Source organism: Streptomyces sp. NPDC002825, assembly GCF_040295385.1.
GTDB lineage: Bacteria > Actinomycetota > Actinomycetes > Streptomycetales > Streptomycetaceae > Streptomyces.
Map to the genome: position 1 here is coordinate 107,400 of NZ_JBEOVH010000015.1, position 14,490 is coordinate 121,889.

Below are 14,490 nucleotides of genomic sequence, written 5' to 3' on the forward strand. Positions count from 1 at the left end.
GGTTACCTCACGAGGACGAGCACGACGGCGATGACGGAGAAGGCGGCGACGGCCTGGGCGAGGTACTGGTGGAGCTGTCCGGTCTGCGGCCTGCGGGCCCAACCGCCGAGGCGCCTGGCCGTGGTGACGACACCCTCGACCGTCCTGTCGACGGCTCCTTCGGCGAAGCGGTTCGTCCACCGGGCGAAGCCCAGCGCCCCCTGGGCGGAAACGTGCACGGCGCGGTCCAGGACCCGGGCGTCGAACGCGGCGGCAACACCGGCCACCCGCAGCGTGGGCGAGACGAGGAGGACGTGGGCGGCGCGTTCGAGACCGAGCCACTCCCGGGCGAGGCCCCAGGGCCGGATCCCGCCCCGCCTCCACGTGACGGCGGAGGCGACGAGAGCGAGCGCGCCGGACAGCGCGAACTCCCATACGTGCGGCTCCGGTTGACCCTCCGCGCCGAGGTATCCGGTGAGCGCGTCGCGTACGGGAGGGAAGGCGACGGGCGTCAGGGCGAGGCACGCGAGGGCGAGCAGCACGAGCGGCGCGACCGCTCCGCCGGGAATCCGGCGCGCGGTCGCGGCATCCGGCTCGGGGGCGCTCCAGACGAAGCGGAGGATCTGCACGCTGTACACGGCGGAGAGCACGGCGGCGGCGAGCCCCGTCGCGTACAGCCACGGGCCGTCCGCCGCGGCGCCCGCGAGCAGTACGTCCTTCGCCGCCCAGAGGGAGAGCGGGGGCAGCCCGGCGAGCGAGAGGGCGCCCACGGTGCAGACCGCGCCGACCGTCCGCTGCGCCCGGGCGGCCCCGCGGAGTTCGGGGAGCCGCTGGGTGCCCCGCGCCGTGAGCCAGGCGCCGGCCACCAGGAACAGCAGGCTCTTCGCGGCGGCGTGTGCCATCAGTTGCAGGGCGCCTCCGGTGGTCGCCGCGGTCCCGGCGGCGACCACCATGAACCCGATCTGCGCGCAGGTGGAGGCGGCGAGCAGCTGCTTGAGATCGGTCTGCGCCACGGCCACGAGCCCCAGGGCGACGGCGGTCGCCGCGCCCGTCCAGGCCGCCGTGTCCGCACCCCAGCCGGAGGCGTCGAGGAGCGGCGCGGTCCGCAGCAGCAGATAGGCGCCCGCCACGACCATGGCGGCCGAATGCAAGAGGGCCGACACCGGACTCGGGCCCTGCATGGCCCGTGACAGCCAGAAGCTGAAGGGGAGTTGCGCGGACTTCCCGAAGGCCGCGACCAGGAGACCCGCCGTCACGAAGGACAGCCACGGCTCGTCGAGGCCGGCGAGCCCGTCGAGGGTGAGCGGACCGGGTGCGGCCGCCAGGGCGGCGCCCGCGGCGAGGTAGAGCCCGAGATCGGCGGTACGGGTGGTGAGGAAGGCGGTGTCGGCGGCTGCCGCACGGGCGGGCTCGCGCCACCAGTAGCCGATCAGCGCCCACGACGTGGCGCCCATCGACTCCCAGCCCATCAGCAGTGTGGGGAGGGTGACGGCGGTGACCGTGACGAGCATGCTTCCCGCGAACAGCAGCATCAGGCCGAAGAAGCGGGCCCGCGCCTCCTCGGACCCGAACTCGGCCCGGCTGAACAGGAGTACGGCGAGGGTGACGGCGGCGACGGTGACGACGAGCACTCCGGAGAGACCGTCCACCGCGAGGCGGACGGGCAGCCCCTCCAGGAAGGGCGCCTCGACCGCCGGCCGGCGGACCGCGGCGGTGACGGCCAGGCCCAGGGCCGCCGCGGCGACGGCGACGGCCGTACCGGGGGCCCATCGGTCCGCCGGTCGTCCGGCCGCGGTGAGGAGGAGTCCCGCCGCGAGCGGCACGCCGACGAGCGTCCACAGGAGAAGGCTCATTCCTTCAACTCCGCCGCCATGTCGGTCATGTCGATCTCCCGGGACCGGAAGAGGGCGGTGACGACGGCGAAGCCGATCGCCATCTCCAGGGCCATCGCGGTGACGGCGACCACGATCAGGACCTGTCCGTCGGCCGTCGCGGGCGCGAGGTAGTGCCAGGCCGCGCCGGCGGCGAGGATCACCCCGCCCAGCATCAGCTCCAGGCCCATCATCAGCATCACGATCGACTGCTGGGTCAGCGCGCCGAACAGTCCGACGCAGAACAGCGCGGCGGCGACGATCAGGAACAGCTCCAGGGTCACCGGCCCACCCCGCCCCGCACCGGGTCCGCGGGCGGGGCGGCCCGCAGCCCGTCGCCGTAGCGGTCGTAACGGCCCCGCCGGGTGGCGAGCACGACGGTCCCCACGATCGTCGCGAAGAGCGCCATGCCGAGCGTCATCATGGTCAGCATCTGCGGCCCCATCATGGACATCCCGAGGTCCATGGTGGGGTCGGCCGGAGGACGTCCGCGCGGGCGGGGCCACGGGGCGAGCAGGATGCCGGCGACGAGGAGGGCGAACGCGAGGGCGCAGATGACGACGGCGCCCCGCTTGTTGTGGATCATCGTCATCGGCATGAGCCCGGCCGGGTTCATCATGAACATGATCATGAAGACGGCCATGATGGCCATCTCGATCGTCATCATCAGGATCGTGGCGATGCCCAGATAGTCCAGACCGAGCACGATCAACTCCCCGCCCACGCACAGCAGCGCCGTGAGCAGCGAGAACGTCGCACGCGCCATCGAGTCGAAACGGAAGACCATGACGCCGCCCGCGACGGCGAGGACGGCCATGCACCAGAACGCGGCCGTGCTCACCGGGCGAGCACCACCACGGCCACCACCAGCGCCTGCGCCACCGCGAGCGGCGTCAGGACCACCCAGGCGAGCTCCACGTAACGCTCCATCCGTACGGTCGGCACCCGGCGCCGCGCCCAGAGCAGCGCCCCGAGCACGGCGGTCGTCTTGAGCACGGTCCACGCCCAGCCGGGCAGCAGCGGCCCGTGCCCGCCGCCCAGGAACAGCGGGACGGCGAAGGCGGCGGCGACCACCAGCAGCAGCCACCGCCCGCCGAGGAACACCAGCCGGTCGACCCCGGACAGCTCGCCGGACGCGCCACCCGCCACGTCCGCCCCGGCCGGCTGGTCGAACGGCCCCCAGAAGGCCATCGCCAGCGCGCTCAGCAGGTAGATCCCGAACGCGACCGGCATCCACACCGCGAACCACAGCCCGGACTGGGCGTCCACCACCGCCCCGACCCGCAGGGACGTGCCCCCGAGCGCCGCCGTCGTGATCGCCAGCATGTGCGGCACCTCGTAGGCAAGACCCTGTGCCAGGAACCGGTAGCCGCCGATCAGCGACAGCGTCGAGTTCGGGCCCCATCCCGTCAGCCACACGGCGGCCCAGGCCAGCGCTTCCATGGCGTTGAACCACACGATCCCGTCCGGGAGGTCGGACACCGGACGGAAACCGAGGGGGAGGACGGCCGCGGCGAGCACGGCGGCGACCGGGAGCAGCGTCGTTCCCACCCGCACCAGAGGGAGGTCGGCGGCCCTCGTGACCCTGCGCTGCTGCATCAGGAGGCGCAGTGCCTCCCGCCCCGGCCCGGTCGACCGCGCGTCGACGGCCGCCGACGCCCATGCGGCGAGCACCAGTACGGCGGGGAGGACGGCAACCGCCCACAGCGGAGCGGACTCACCCATGGCCGTGGGCTCCGGACATCTGGCGCGGGGCCAGTTCGTCGAGGTCGGGGTCCAGGCTCGCCACGATGAGCCGGGCGCAGGCGAACTCGGCGCCTGCGAGGAGTTCGGGCAGCGCGTCCAGAAGACGCCGTGAGGGAGGAGTATCGGTGCCGAGGCGGCCACGGGGGCCGCGCAGGGTGTGGTCGGGCAGGGGCGCGGGGTCGTCGAGGCCGTCGAGGGAGTGCTCGACGGCGTCCAGCCATGCGAGGAGCCTGCCGTGTACGTCTTCGCCGACCGGCCCTCGGGCCTGGGCGCCGACTCCCGCCATGAGCCAGCGCAGAGTCCACGACCGGCGCATGCGGCGGGTCAACGGGCGGACGTGCCGGACGAGTTCGTTCCGTACGGTGCCGCCGAGCGCTTTGTCCCGGGCGTCGCGCGCCCTGGCCGACGCATCGCTCCACCCCGCGACCCCGAGGAGCCTGCCCAGGCTGTCGAGGTGTGCCGCGCACCGCCGACGGGCGGCCGCGCCGACCGTCACCGGCTCACCGGCCGAGGCCCTCAGCCAGGGCTCGTTCCAGAACGCGGGCCCGGACGCGGCGGGCGTGGGCACCGGGTCGACCTCCGCGCGCTGTACGACGTCGCCCTGAAGCTCCAGACGCAGCACCAGGCCGGCGGGCCAGTCCGGCAGCGCGGGCCCGAGGGGTACGTGGAGCCGGTCGAGCCGCAACCCGTCCCGGTCGTCGGCCCGCTCGGCCATGGGGAGACCGGCGACGGGGGCCATGTGGTGCTGGTGGCCGGCGTGGCCGCCGTGGCCGTCGGGCTCATCGTGTCCGCTGTGCCCACCGTGTGCGCTGTGCCCGCCGTGCTCATCGCGGCCGCTGTGCCGGCCGTGCTCACCGTGCCCGGAGCCGTGCCCGCCGTGGTCATCGTGCTTGGAGTCGTGCTCGTCGTGCCCGGAACCGTGCCCATGCTCTGCGCTGCGGCCCGCGTGTTCCATGTGCCCCTGGCGCCCGGCCTGCCGCGCGACCGGCTTCAGCAGCGCCGCGTGCCCGTGGTCCAGCGCGTGCGCCGTGTGTTCGGCATCCGTGACGGTCAAGCGGGCCCTGGGAGCCGGTACGCCCTCCCACACCCGTTCCGCCCAGTCCTCGCCCCGTACCGGAGGGGGCGTACCCGCGAAGACCACCAGGTCCGCGGAAGCCGGTCCTGCGGCCTGCGGCCAGCCCCTCCGTGCGAGTTCGGCCTCGACGGCCAACCGCACGCGCGTCGCCCCCGGGCTCGACACGAGCAGCACAGCCGGTCGGGCCAGAGCCGCCCTGCCGAGGCGCGTCCTCAGGTCCACCGGAACGCTCCCTCGCGCCAGGCGTACCCCACGCCGGCGAGCAGGATGCCGAGGAAGAGGAACATCTCGACGACGGCGGAGACGCCGACCTCGGGGACGACCTTCGTCCACGGGTACATGAAGAGCATTTCCATGTCGAACGCGAGGAAGATCATCGTGATGGGGTACCAGCGCACGTGGAACCGCGAGACCGGATGCTCCCGTGGTTCGAGGCCACCGCTGAACGGCCCCGTGTGCAGCGGTTCCCGCACGGAGCGGACGGCCCACCCGAGGCCGTGGAGAAGGAACACACCGGCCAGGACGACCCCGAGCAGAAGCGCGACCGGTTCCCAACCCGCGGCTTCCACGTGATCCCCTTCCCCGGCGGGCGGAACGGTGTGGTCCGCCATCGGCAGGCAGCATGTCAGCGGTTACGCCGAGAGAAGGGGACCAACACGGGCAAACGAGTAATTCCACGCATCGCGCGGGCGTGCCGCACGCGAGGCCCGTGGGTGGCGCCTCAGCGCGCGTGAGCGGCGCGACGTGCCGCGGCACGCCGATGCGGTGCGGGCCCGTCGGTGAGCAGAGACACGGAAGCCTTCCCAAGGCGGAGCGGGCGCGCGGGACCTTTCGTCGGGGACGGTGGAGGCGGCCGCGGGCGCACGGGGGAACGGGTGCGCGCCGTCTCTCGGTGGGACGGCGCGGTGGGCGTGACGGAAGCCGGCTCGGTGCCGAGCCGGGGGAGAAGGACGGACCGGCTCAGGCGGCCGTCACCTCTACCGCCCGCTATGCGCGCAGGACGACCGATGCGGGGCAGGGGACCGCCGTCGGTGGAGCGCCCACGGCGGGACGGCCGGCGCGCACCTCGTCGTGGAGGCCGAGCTCGTGGTCGAGCGGTGACACGGCGGGCGGGGCGATGGAGAAGTCCGAGGCGGGCTGCCCGGTCGCGCAGTCCGGCACGGCGTGCGTCGGTGCGCCGTCGGTGTCGTGTCCGTCGCCGGAAGGCTGTTCGTGGCCGAGGCCGAGGGCGACCACTGGGTCGACGTCGAGGTCGAGCACGTGGGCGGAGTCGTGCTCGTGGTCGGCGGGTGCCATGGCCACGCTGCCCGGTGCCGTGTGCCCGGCGCTGCTGTCGGCGTGGAGGCCGTGGGCGTACAGGAGTCCGAAGAGAAGTGCTCCGAGCCACAGCAGACGCGCCCGCGGCGGAAGCGGCGACCGCGCGCGGGGCTTCCTCGCCGCCGTGGGTTCCGTGAGCACGGCGCGATCATAGCCAGCCCCCGTCACGTACCCCGAGGTGGCTGGCCGCAGGGCTGCTCGTCGGTGAGCAGCCGTACGGCTCGCGAACTCCCTTGAATCCCAAGGAATTTCAGCATGCGGCGTACATGACAAGTGTGGGAACGGTGCCCTACGCTTCCCCCGGTTCGGTCACTCGAACCGACCGGAGCCCCACCGGTAGGGCCTCGTCACGGCCTGCCGTCCGGTCGAACGGTCAGTCACTCACGCACCACCGCAAGGTAGTTCACGATCTGGCCGCGCCGTGTACCCGAGGGCGCCCGCCGGATCGTGCGTGGCTCACGTCCCCGATCACCGGAGGAGACCCCTCGTGCGATTCAAGATGCTCGTCGCCGCCACCGCTGCCGCATCGCTCGCCACGCTGACGTTCAGCTCCACCGCCCAGGCCAATCACTCGTGGGGCAGCTACCACTGGGCGCGTACCTCCAACCCGTTCACCCTGAAGATCGGCGACAACCTCAGCTCCGGCTGGAAGAGCTACCTGAGCACCGCGTCGACCGACTGGAGCAAGTCCTCGGTGCTGGACACCACCGTCGTGGCCGGACAGTCCTCGTCCAAGCGCTGCGGCGCTACCAGCGGACGCGTCGAGGTGTGCAACGGGACCTACGGCAACAACGGCTGGCTCGGCATCGCGTCGATCTCGGCCAGCGGCAGCCACATCACCGCCGGCACGGTCAAGCTCAACGACACGTACTTCAGCACCGCCACGTACAACACGCCGGCGTGGAAGCAGCTGGTCACCTGCCAGGAGGTCGGCCACACCTTCGGGCTCGACCACCAGGACGAGATCTTCGACAACCCGAACCTCGGCACCTGCATGGACTACACGAACAACCCGGGCACCAACACCCACCCGAACCAGCACGACTACGACCAGCTGGCGACGATCTACGCGCACCTCGACTCGACGAGCACCGTCGACCAGTCCGCCGCCGTGCCGCAGGTCGGCAACGAGCGGTCCGGCTGGGGCACGCGCGTGGAGCACTCCTCGGGCGCCGACACGTACGTGAAGGACCTCGGCAACGGGAACAGGGTCATCACCCACGTGCTCTGGGCGCGCTGACGGTCCATCACCACATGGGGGGCGGGCGCTCTGTGGGCGCCCGCCCCCCTGCCGTCGGTGCTGGACGGACGGTGACGTCAGACCGTGACGGGCTCCGGGCGCCTCTCGGCCGGGGGAGCCGCGAGCCGGCCCGTGCGGTGCAGCCCGTACAGGGCGGCGGTGCACGCCAGGCCGAGCGCGGTGAGCGCCAGCCACGGGAGCGCCGAAAGCCCGGCCCTCCGCGCTGCGTCGAGAGCCGCTCCGGTCAACAGGTTCCCCACGGTGATGCCGACTCCGCAGACCGTGTTGTAGAGGCCGTAGTGCGTGGCCACGAGACGGTCGCCCGAGAGCCGGACGATCGTGTCCATCTCGAAGGGGTACGCGATCATCGTGCCCACGGCCAGCAGCAGCGCGGCGAGCGTCGGCGGTACGGCGGCGAGCAGCCACAGGCCGACGCCCTCGCCCGGCGCGGGAACCGCCGAGGTGACGAGCAGCGGCAGGAACGCCACGCCCATGGTGAGCAGCCCCCAGGTGAGAGCCCGCCCCGGCTCCATGCGGGCCTTGCACCAGGAGGTCACCTTCGTCTGGAACAGGATCGTGCTCAGTCCGGACACGGCGAACAGGACGGCCACGGCCGCCGTGCCGAACGTGCCTTCGCCTCCGAGCCGTCGCACCTCCAGGGGAAGCGCCAGGTAGACCTGGAACGACATGACGTACGAGCCGATCATGGCCACCGAGAAGAGCAGGAACGGCCGGTTGGCGAGGATGCCGCGCCACTCGGCGAGCACGCTCCGCCCCTCCTTCTTCTTCGTCTCCTCCGCCCGGCGGGCGGGGAGGGCACGGATCTGCACCACGCTCAGTACGGCGAAGGTGCCGGCCGCGACGAGGCAGGTGACCCGGAAGTCGACTCCGGTGAGCACCATCCCGACCAGTGGCCCGAGCAGGATGCCCGCCTGGTAGAAGACGTTGAACAGCGCGAACGCCTCCACCCTGCGCTCGCCCGCGTCGGTGGCGAGGTAGGCGCGGGTGGCCGGGTTGAACAGGGCGCCGGCCAGGCCCGTCGCCGCGGAGGCGGCGATGAGCGCGGGAACGGAGGCCACCAGGCCCAGGGTGGCGAAGCCGACCGTGCGCAGGACGAGACCGGCGATGATCATCGGCTTGTAGCCGAGCCGGTCGGCGAGGGTGCCGCCGACGAGGAACATGCCCTGCTGGCTGAAGTTGCGTACGCCGAGGACGAGGCCGACCAGCCAGCCGGCGAGCCCGAGGGGCCCGGCCAGATGGGCGGCGAGGTACGGCATCAGCATGTAGAAGCCCAGATTGATGGTGAACTGATTGACCATCAGCAGCCGCACGCTGCGTTCGTACGAACGGAACTGGGAGTAGGTGCCCTTCATCAGGCCCGCTCCTCCGCGGCGTCAGGGAGCACGTCCGCATCGCCGGCGTCGGCGGCTGCCCGGTCCTCGTCGGTCAGCGTGAGCGGGTCGACGACGGTGGTGCACCGGGTCCAGCGGGTGACCTCCTTCTCGTCCAGGCGGCCGATGACGTCGGGTTCGGCTGCCGGCGGGCCGTCGAGCAGGCCGTGGGCGGCGCAGTACTCGTCGTCGTACACGGTGCCGAGGTAGCGCTGTGGTCCGTCGGGGAAGACCGCGGCGATACGGGTCTCCCGGGGCAGGGCGCGGGAGAGCCAGCCGGCGACCAGAGCGACGGCGCCGACGCTCCATCCGCCGGTCGCGTAGTGGGAGGTGGCGAGCCGGCGGCAGGTCCACACCGCCTCGCTCGGGGCCACCCAGTGCACCTCGCTGAACTGGTCGTACGCGACGTTGCGCGGGTAGATGCTCGAACCGAGGCCGCGCATCAGCCGGGTCCGGGCCGGCTGGCCGAAGATCGTGGACCCGATGGTGTCCACGCCGACCAGCGTCAGGTCCGGATACAGCTGGCGCAGGACACGGGAGACGCCGGCCGAGTGCCCACCCGTGCCCACGCTGCACACCAGGACGTCGATGTGGCCGAGCTCGGTGGCGAGTTCGAGGGCGAGCGGGGTGTACGCGGTGGTGTTGTCCGGGTTGTTGTACTGGTCCGGGCACCAGGAGTCGGGGTGCTGGGCGAGCAGCTGGGTGACCCGGTCGCGGCGGGCCTGCTGCCAGCCGCCGGCGGGGTGCGGTTCGGAGACGACCTCGACCTGGGCTCCGTACGCGGACAGCAGTCGGGTCATGGACGGCTCGAGGCCCGGGTCGGTGACCAGGGTGACCGGGTGCCCGTAGACCATGCCGGCGAGGGCGAGGCCGAGTCCCAGCGTGCCGCTCGTGGACTCGATGACGCGTGCGCCGGGGCGCAGGTCGCCGCGGGCACGGGCCCGCTCGACCATGTGGAGGCCCGGGCGGTCCTTGATGCCGCCGGGGTTGAAGCCCTCCAGTTTCGCCCAGAAGCCGCGGCCCGCGGGGGCGAGCGGCTCCGAGACGCGGAGGAGGGGGGTGTTGCCTACCAGCCCGGACAGGGCGGAGCGGGTGGGAGGTGTGACGTCCGTGGTGGAGGAGTGCATTTTTTCCGCTCTCATTTCGGTGGGTGCGCGTCACGTACTCGTTCGGGAGAGGGCCGCGTGGTGCGCGGCCGGGGCCGAACGGTCTAGATGCGCCACCGACAGACGCGGGTCTGCGTCGAGCGGCCGGGCTGGGCTATCGGCGTACGGTCGTCCGGCGGGGTCCGGATCTGGCCGGGCGGCGAGGCGGGGGTGTCGCCGGAGGACGCGGCGGGCGCGAGGGCGTCGGGAGCGTGCCGCGTCGCGAGGTGGGTGGAGGTCGCGAGGGTCGACGAGGAGCAGTCGGTGCCGTGGTTGTGGTGCCGGTGCTGCGGGGGCTGGTCTTCCGTGTGCTCGGTGGAGAGGCTGAGCGTCGCGGTGGTGGCGGGTCCTCTGTCGGTGGAGTGCTGATGCCCGGCGCCACCGAGGGGAGTGAGACAGAGGAGCGCCGACAGCAGCAGGGCGCCGATCACGGTGCCGATCAGCGGGGTGTGGGAAGGGCGAGGCACAGTTCCTCCGGGCGGGGCCGTACCGTCTCGGTCCCTCGGTGACAGGAGGGAGCGGTACCCGCGAGAGAGATCAGGGGCAGGGGGCGGAACGCGTCGCACTGCTCGCCGCCCGGTGCGCGGTCGCGCCTGGGCAGCGGGCGGCGGGGGCGAGCTACACCTGAAGGACTGTCGGGACTCTCGGGGCGGCCGCCGGCGCCGTGTTCGCGTCGGCCGCGTTGCCGGCAATGCGGAGACAGGGGGCGGCGGAGCAAGGCGCATCGGCCGGTCGGGAGGAACACGAGGATTGGGGTGCCGGTGTTCCCTCGGGCGGCCTCGGCGTGCATTCGTGTGTCGGGTGCTCCGGACCGTGGTCGGAGGGGGTCCCGTGAATGCTGTGGGAAAGGCTGGTTATGGCGGGCGACGCGGCAATGGCGACGCCGTCCATGTCCACTCCGTGCCCCGCCAGGAGGCCGAACAGGAGTGCGGCCAGGCCGAGTAGGCGTCGCAGGCCCGCCGGACGGCGGGAATGCGGCGCGCACGAGCGCGACCGGACTGTAATCACGTCGTTATCTTAACCATCTCTTCGGTGCGGTTCGGAATTCCCTCCCGAAAACATGGCGTGAATAAGTCGTTCAGGTGCTCGGTCGGTTGTCTGATTTCAGGGTTCGATAAGAGGCGCTACGGAGCGGGTGGATGTTCAGGGCCCGCAGAGTCGCCTCTTTTCTCCGGTCCTACTTGTCCACCAGTGCGGCCACCAGGCGTTTGATGGCCGGTAGCGGGTCGGGGGAGTCGGGCCAGGTGGTCATCAAGAGGTGGTGGGCCGTGCCCACGACGGCGAGGGCCACGGTGTGCGGGTCGACCGTGTCCGCCACCCGGCCGAGGGCGCGCTCGGCCTCCACGTAGTCGGCGACCGCCTCCTGAATGGCGGCGAAGCCGGGCGCGCCGCCCTCCAGGGCCTCGCGGAAGCGCTGCGCCGCGGCGGGGCGGGTCAGGGCGAGGCCGGACAGGGCCGGCCCGCCGCGGTCGAAGAGCGCCATGACGACGACGTCGAGATTGCCGGACACCGTGCCCTGCCCGGCCAGCTCCGCGAGGGCGCGCGCCTGGGCCGCCGTCCGTGCGAAGCGGTCGAGGCAGAGCTCGGCCACGAACTCGTCGAGTCCCGCGAAGTGCGTGTGCAGCAGCCCCTTCGCGCAGCCCGCCTCGGTGGTCACGGAGCGGCTGGTGAGCGCACCCGGCCCGTCCCTCTCCACGATCCGCTCGGCGGCCGCGAACAGTCGCTCGCGTACGTCCGGAGTCGCCACACCACGGGGGGACATCGGCCTCTCTTCCTTCCGGTGTTCGGCGCCACGGCAGAGCGCGCGGCGCGACCCCTGGATCCTAAGCCCCTTGCAAGTATGGGCACACGCCCATACTGTTTGGGCGAACGCCCATTCTTCTTCGTGCTGTCAGGAGTAACCCGTGCCGGACGTCGTCAACACCGAGCAGGCGCAAGCGTGGAACGGTCCCGAAGGGGCCCAGTGGGCCCGCAACCGGGACCGCTGGAACGCCGTGAACGAGGGCTTCAACGAGCCGCTGCTCGACGCCGTCGGAATCACCGGGGGTCATCGGACCCTCGACCTCGGCTGCGGTTCCGGGCAGACGACGCGCCTCGCCGCCTCCCGGGCGCCCCGAGGCATCGCCGTGGGCCTCGACCTGTCGGGTCCCATGCTGGCCGAAGCGCGCTCCGAGGCGGCGCGGGAGGGCATCGCCAACGCCACGTTCACGCAGGGAGACGCGCAGACGCACCCCTTCGAGGCCGGCGCCTTCGACGCGGCGATCAGTCGCTACGGGGTGATGTTCTTCTCCGACCCCGAAGCGGCCTTCGGCAACATCCGCCGGGCTCTCCGCCCCGGCGGGCGCCTCGCGTTCGTCTGCCCGGCCGAGCCCTCCCTCAACGACTGGGTGGTGGCCATGGAGGCACTGCGCGACGTCCTGCCGGTCGGCGACTTCGGTACGCCGGGGCAGCCCGGCATGTTCTCCCTGTCGTTCCCGGAGCGGATCCACGCCCTCCTCGCCGCGGCCGGATTCACCGGCACGGCCGTCGACCGGGTCGCGGCGCAGGGGGCATGGGGACACGGAGCCGACGACGCGGCGGAGTTCCTGCTGGGCACGGGGCCCGGAGGCCACTGGATGGGCCAGGTCGACTCGGCCGCGCAGGCCCGCGCCAGGCGCGCCCTCGCCGACCACCTGCGCGGCCACGAGGCGGCGGACGGCACCGTCCGGCTGCGCAGCATGTCCTGGCTGGTCACCGCGGATCGCCCGGAGTAAGCGGGGCGGGGGAGACGGCGGCGGGCCCCGGCTTCTGCCGGGGCCCGCCGATCCTGACGTTCCGTTACTTGTCCGCGGCCTGGAAGCCGCGGAGGCGGAGGCTGTTGCCGACGACGAAGACGGGGGAGAAGGCCCATGGCGAGGCCGAGGTCGGCCTGGGCGAGGGCGGCGGCGTCGTTGACGCCGTCGCCGACCATGCAAGGCGGCGTGGGGGATTTGGATACGAGGGAGGGGTATCGCCAGCTGGGGGCGGTGTGAGGGCCACTCGCCCGAGGGGCTCACCGCCGGGATGTGTGCTGTTCTGGAGGAGTCAGCGTTTCCTCCCGGAGGAGGCGCCCATGCCACGTCTTCGCCCCGCGCCCTCGGCGGCGGCCGAGTCCCCGGCCCTGCTGCCGAAGCGGGATCTGGCCTTCGCCTGGACCCTGATGGTGCTGCTCGCCGCCCTGGCCTGGGTGCTCACCGCCGCTCAGGCGCGGGGCATGGGGGTGGGGCCGGGCACGATGGGGATGACGCTGCCGCTCTTCCTGCTGCTCTGGCTGGTCATGATGGTGGCGATGATGTTCCCCTCGGTGGCACCTGTGGCCATCACCTGGGCGCACGCCATCGGCCGCCAGTCGTCCGGGTGGCGCCGCGCCGTACGCACCACGGAGTTCGTGAGCGGCTACCTACTCGTCTGGACGGCCTTCGGCCTCGTCGCGTACGGGCTGCTCACGCTGACGGCGGACGTGGTGCAGGAACACGAGACGGCCGGCCGCTGGATCGGTGCCGGGGTCTTCCTCGTCGCCGGCCTGCAGCAGCTGGGGCCGCTCAAGGGCGTCTGCCTCCGGCACTGCCGCTCCCCGATGTATCAGCTGCTCCAGTACGCACGCTTCCGGCCCCGACTGCGGGACCTGCGGGTCGGTGCGCATCACGGGCTCTACTGCCTGGGGTGCTGCTGGGGCCTGATGATCGTGCTCATCCCGCTCGGGGTCATGAACGTGGCGGCCATGGCGGGTGTGGCCGCCGTCATCTTCCTGGAGAAGCTGTGGCGCCACGGCCCCTGGCTCGGCCGCGCGCTCGGCATCGCCTTTGTCGTCCTTGCCGTCCTCGCGCCGTTCCAGGAGTGGCTGCTTCCGGGTCTGGGGACGGACGGGACGCCCATGGACCAGATGATGTCCGGGTGGACCGGATGATGCCCGGTGGTCCGTGGACCGGATGATGTCCGGCGGTCCATGGGCCGGATGATGTCCGGCGGCTCATGGGCCGGATGATGTCCGGTGGTCCCTTGGTCGGACCGGTGGTCCGTGGGCTCCCGTTCGCGTGCCGGTCACCGGCCGGTCGGGGCGCCCTCGGCCTGCTCGGTGGAGAAGGTGAAATCACCGATCTCGCCGTACGAGCTGTCGAAGGTGAGGCCGAAGGCCTCGGACGTGCCCTTGGCAGTCCCCAGTGTGAACTCCGGCGCGAAGCCGAAGAGGGCGTTCTTCACCGTGGTCGGATTTCCGTCGGGCCCCCGCAGCGCGGTGAACTCGATGTTGCTCCGCCCGCCCACGGACAGACGGGGCTTGTCCCCGTCCGAGAGCGCGACGTCGGCCCGCTCCATGCCCAGGTACTCGCCGAAGAACTGGGACAGCTGGCCGAACGGGCCGCCCGCGCGGCCGGACACGATCGTGTCGACGGCCTGCGCCTGGTCGTCGCTCGCGCCGCTGTCGACGACGATGCCGACCTTCCAGTTGCCCGAGGTCAGGTTCGACGGGAACTGGTTGTACAGAGCGAAGTCCACGCCGGACAGATCGGTGTCGTCCAGCCGGCCCTCGGCTATGTGGAAGACGCCCACACCGAGGCACTCCTCTCCGCCCTGCGCGTCCCGCGGCTTCGCATCGACCGCGCAGCCGCAGATCACGGCGCACGAACATCCGGCGACGTAGTTGCCGGAGATGGTCCATGTCATGGCGTGCTCCTCCTGCTGAGAGACATCCGCCTGGGGTGGCAGGCGG

Annotated in this window: 15 protein-coding genes; 3 read left to right on the plus strand and 12 right to left on the minus strand. The window is 72.2% G+C overall.

The annotated features are described in order from the left end of the window. Positions 1–2: 2 nt before the first annotated feature. The 7 genes from ABT041_RS20735 to ABT041_RS20765 all read right to left on the minus strand — a co-directional run bounded on the left by ABT041_RS20735 (position 3) and on the right by ABT041_RS20765 (position 6,129). On the minus strand, positions 3–1,832 hold the full coding sequence (locus ABT041_RS20735; protein WP_351186436.1) for a proton-conducting transporter transmembrane domain-containing protein: 1,830 nt from the start codon (positions 1,830–1,832) through the stop codon (positions 3–5). Continuing rightward, positions 1,829–2,134: an NADH-quinone oxidoreductase subunit NuoK gene (locus ABT041_RS20740; RefSeq protein WP_351186438.1), complete on the minus strand. Its 306-nt coding sequence runs from the start codon at positions 2,132–2,134 to the stop codon at positions 1,829–1,831. The genes ABT041_RS20735 and ABT041_RS20740 overlap by 4 nt, the downstream gene beginning before the upstream one ends. Next, the gene (locus tag ABT041_RS20745; RefSeq protein ID WP_351186576.1) at positions 2,131–2,667 is read right to left on the minus strand and encodes an NADH-quinone oxidoreductase subunit J; all 537 of its coding nucleotides are present in this window, start codon (positions 2,665–2,667) and stop codon (positions 2,131–2,133) included. The genes ABT041_RS20740 and ABT041_RS20745 overlap by 4 nt, the downstream gene beginning before the upstream one ends. Positions 2,668–2,687: 20 nt before the next feature. Continuing rightward, the gene (locus ABT041_RS20750) at positions 2,688–3,575 is read right to left on the minus strand and encodes an NADH-quinone oxidoreductase subunit H (protein WP_351186439.1); all 888 of its coding nucleotides are present in this window, start codon (positions 3,573–3,575) and stop codon (positions 2,688–2,690) included. Beyond that, the gene (locus ABT041_RS20755) at positions 3,568–4,893 is read right to left on the minus strand and encodes a hypothetical protein (protein ID WP_351186441.1); all 1,326 of its coding nucleotides are present in this window, start codon (positions 4,891–4,893) and stop codon (positions 3,568–3,570) included. The genes ABT041_RS20750 and ABT041_RS20755 overlap by 8 nt, the downstream gene beginning before the upstream one ends. Next, complete coding sequence (locus ABT041_RS20760) at positions 4,884–5,240, minus strand: NADH-quinone oxidoreductase subunit A (protein ID WP_502976554.1); 357 nt, start codon at positions 5,238–5,240, stop codon at positions 4,884–4,886. The genes ABT041_RS20755 and ABT041_RS20760 overlap by 10 nt, the downstream gene beginning before the upstream one ends. Before the next feature lie 418 nt (positions 5,241–5,658). Next, on the minus strand, positions 5,659–6,129 hold the full coding sequence (locus ABT041_RS20765) for a hypothetical protein (RefSeq protein ID WP_351186445.1): 471 nt from the start codon (positions 6,127–6,129) through the stop codon (positions 5,659–5,661). 346 nt (positions 6,130–6,475) lie between these two features. Here ABT041_RS20765 and ABT041_RS20770 point away from each other — a divergent pair, with 346 nt between their 5' ends. Then, entirely contained in the window at positions 6,476–7,228 is a 753-nt protein-coding gene (locus ABT041_RS20770; protein ID WP_351186447.1) for a zinc metalloprotease, read from the plus strand. 77 nt (positions 7,229–7,305) lie between these two features. Here ABT041_RS20770 and ABT041_RS20775 read toward each other — a convergent pair whose 3' ends face one another. From ABT041_RS20775 to ABT041_RS20790, 4 genes are all read right to left on the minus strand, one after another. Continuing rightward, positions 7,306–8,601 (minus strand): MDR family MFS transporter, encoded by a 1,296-nt coding sequence (locus tag ABT041_RS20775; RefSeq protein WP_351186449.1) that lies wholly within the window; start codon positions 8,599–8,601, stop codon positions 7,306–7,308. Further along, positions 8,601–9,746, minus strand: coding sequence for a PLP-dependent cysteine synthase family protein (locus ABT041_RS20780; protein ID WP_351186451.1), 1,146 nt, complete (start codon positions 9,744–9,746; stop codon positions 8,601–8,603). The genes ABT041_RS20775 and ABT041_RS20780 overlap by 1 nt, the downstream gene beginning before the upstream one ends. 83 nt (positions 9,747–9,829) lie before the next feature. After that, positions 9,830–10,231 (minus strand): hypothetical protein, encoded by a 402-nt coding sequence (locus tag ABT041_RS20785; protein ID WP_351186453.1) that lies wholly within the window; start codon positions 10,229–10,231, stop codon positions 9,830–9,832. A 710-nt stretch (positions 10,232–10,941) separates the two neighbouring features. Beyond that, complete coding sequence (locus ABT041_RS20790) at positions 10,942–11,526, minus strand: TetR/AcrR family transcriptional regulator (RefSeq protein WP_351186455.1); 585 nt, start codon at positions 11,524–11,526, stop codon at positions 10,942–10,944. A gap of 142 nt (positions 11,527–11,668) precedes the next feature. Here ABT041_RS20790 and ABT041_RS20795 point away from each other — a divergent pair, with 142 nt between their 5' ends. Together ABT041_RS20795 and ABT041_RS20800 are read left to right on the plus strand one after the other, a co-directional pair. Next, the gene (locus tag ABT041_RS20795; RefSeq protein ID WP_351186457.1) at positions 11,669–12,517 is read left to right on the plus strand and encodes a class I SAM-dependent methyltransferase; all 849 of its coding nucleotides are present in this window, start codon (positions 11,669–11,671) and stop codon (positions 12,515–12,517) included. 338 nt (positions 12,518–12,855) lie between these two features. Beyond that, complete coding sequence (locus tag ABT041_RS20800) at positions 12,856–13,689, plus strand: DUF2182 domain-containing protein (RefSeq protein WP_351186459.1); 834 nt, start codon at positions 12,856–12,858, stop codon at positions 13,687–13,689. 134 nt (positions 13,690–13,823) lie between these two features. On the opposite strand, the gene ABT041_RS20805 is transcribed toward ABT041_RS20800, so the two are convergent. Next, complete coding sequence (locus tag ABT041_RS20805; protein WP_351186461.1) at positions 13,824–14,444, minus strand: DUF1326 domain-containing protein; 621 nt, start codon at positions 14,442–14,444, stop codon at positions 13,824–13,826. Between the last annotated feature and the right edge of the window lie 46 nt (positions 14,445–14,490).

What these genes read in the sequence shown, in the direction of transcription:
- ABT041_RS20735 (WP_351186436.1), bottom strand. Translation starts at nt 1,832, where the DNA reads ATGAGCCTTCTCCTGTGGACGCTCGTCGGCGTGCCGCTCGCGGCGGGA.
- ABT041_RS20745 (WP_351186576.1), bottom strand. Translation starts at nt 2,667, where the DNA reads ATGGCCGTCCTCGCCGTCGCGGGCGGCGTCATGGTCTTCCGTTTCGAC.
- ABT041_RS20750 (WP_351186439.1), bottom strand. Translation starts at nt 3,575, where the DNA reads ATGGGTGAGTCCGCTCCGCTGTGGGCGGTTGCCGTCCTCCCCGCCGTA.
- ABT041_RS20775 (WP_351186449.1), bottom strand. Translation starts at nt 8,601, where the DNA reads ATGAAGGGCACCTACTCCCAGTTCCGTTCGTACGAACGCAGCGTGCGG.
- ABT041_RS20780 (WP_351186451.1), bottom strand. Translation starts at nt 9,746, where the DNA reads ATGCACTCCTCCACCACGGACGTCACACCTCCCACCCGCTCCGCCCTG.
- ABT041_RS20790 (WP_351186455.1), bottom strand. Translation starts at nt 11,526, where the DNA reads ATGTCCCCCCGTGGTGTGGCGACTCCGGACGTACGCGAGCGACTGTTC.
- ABT041_RS20800 (WP_351186459.1), top strand. Translation starts at nt 12,856, where the DNA reads ATGCCACGTCTTCGCCCCGCGCCCTCGGCGGCGGCCGAGTCCCCGGCC.
- ABT041_RS20805 (WP_351186461.1), bottom strand. Translation starts at nt 14,444, where the DNA reads ATGACATGGACCATCTCCGGCAACTACGTCGCCGGATGTTCGTGCGCC.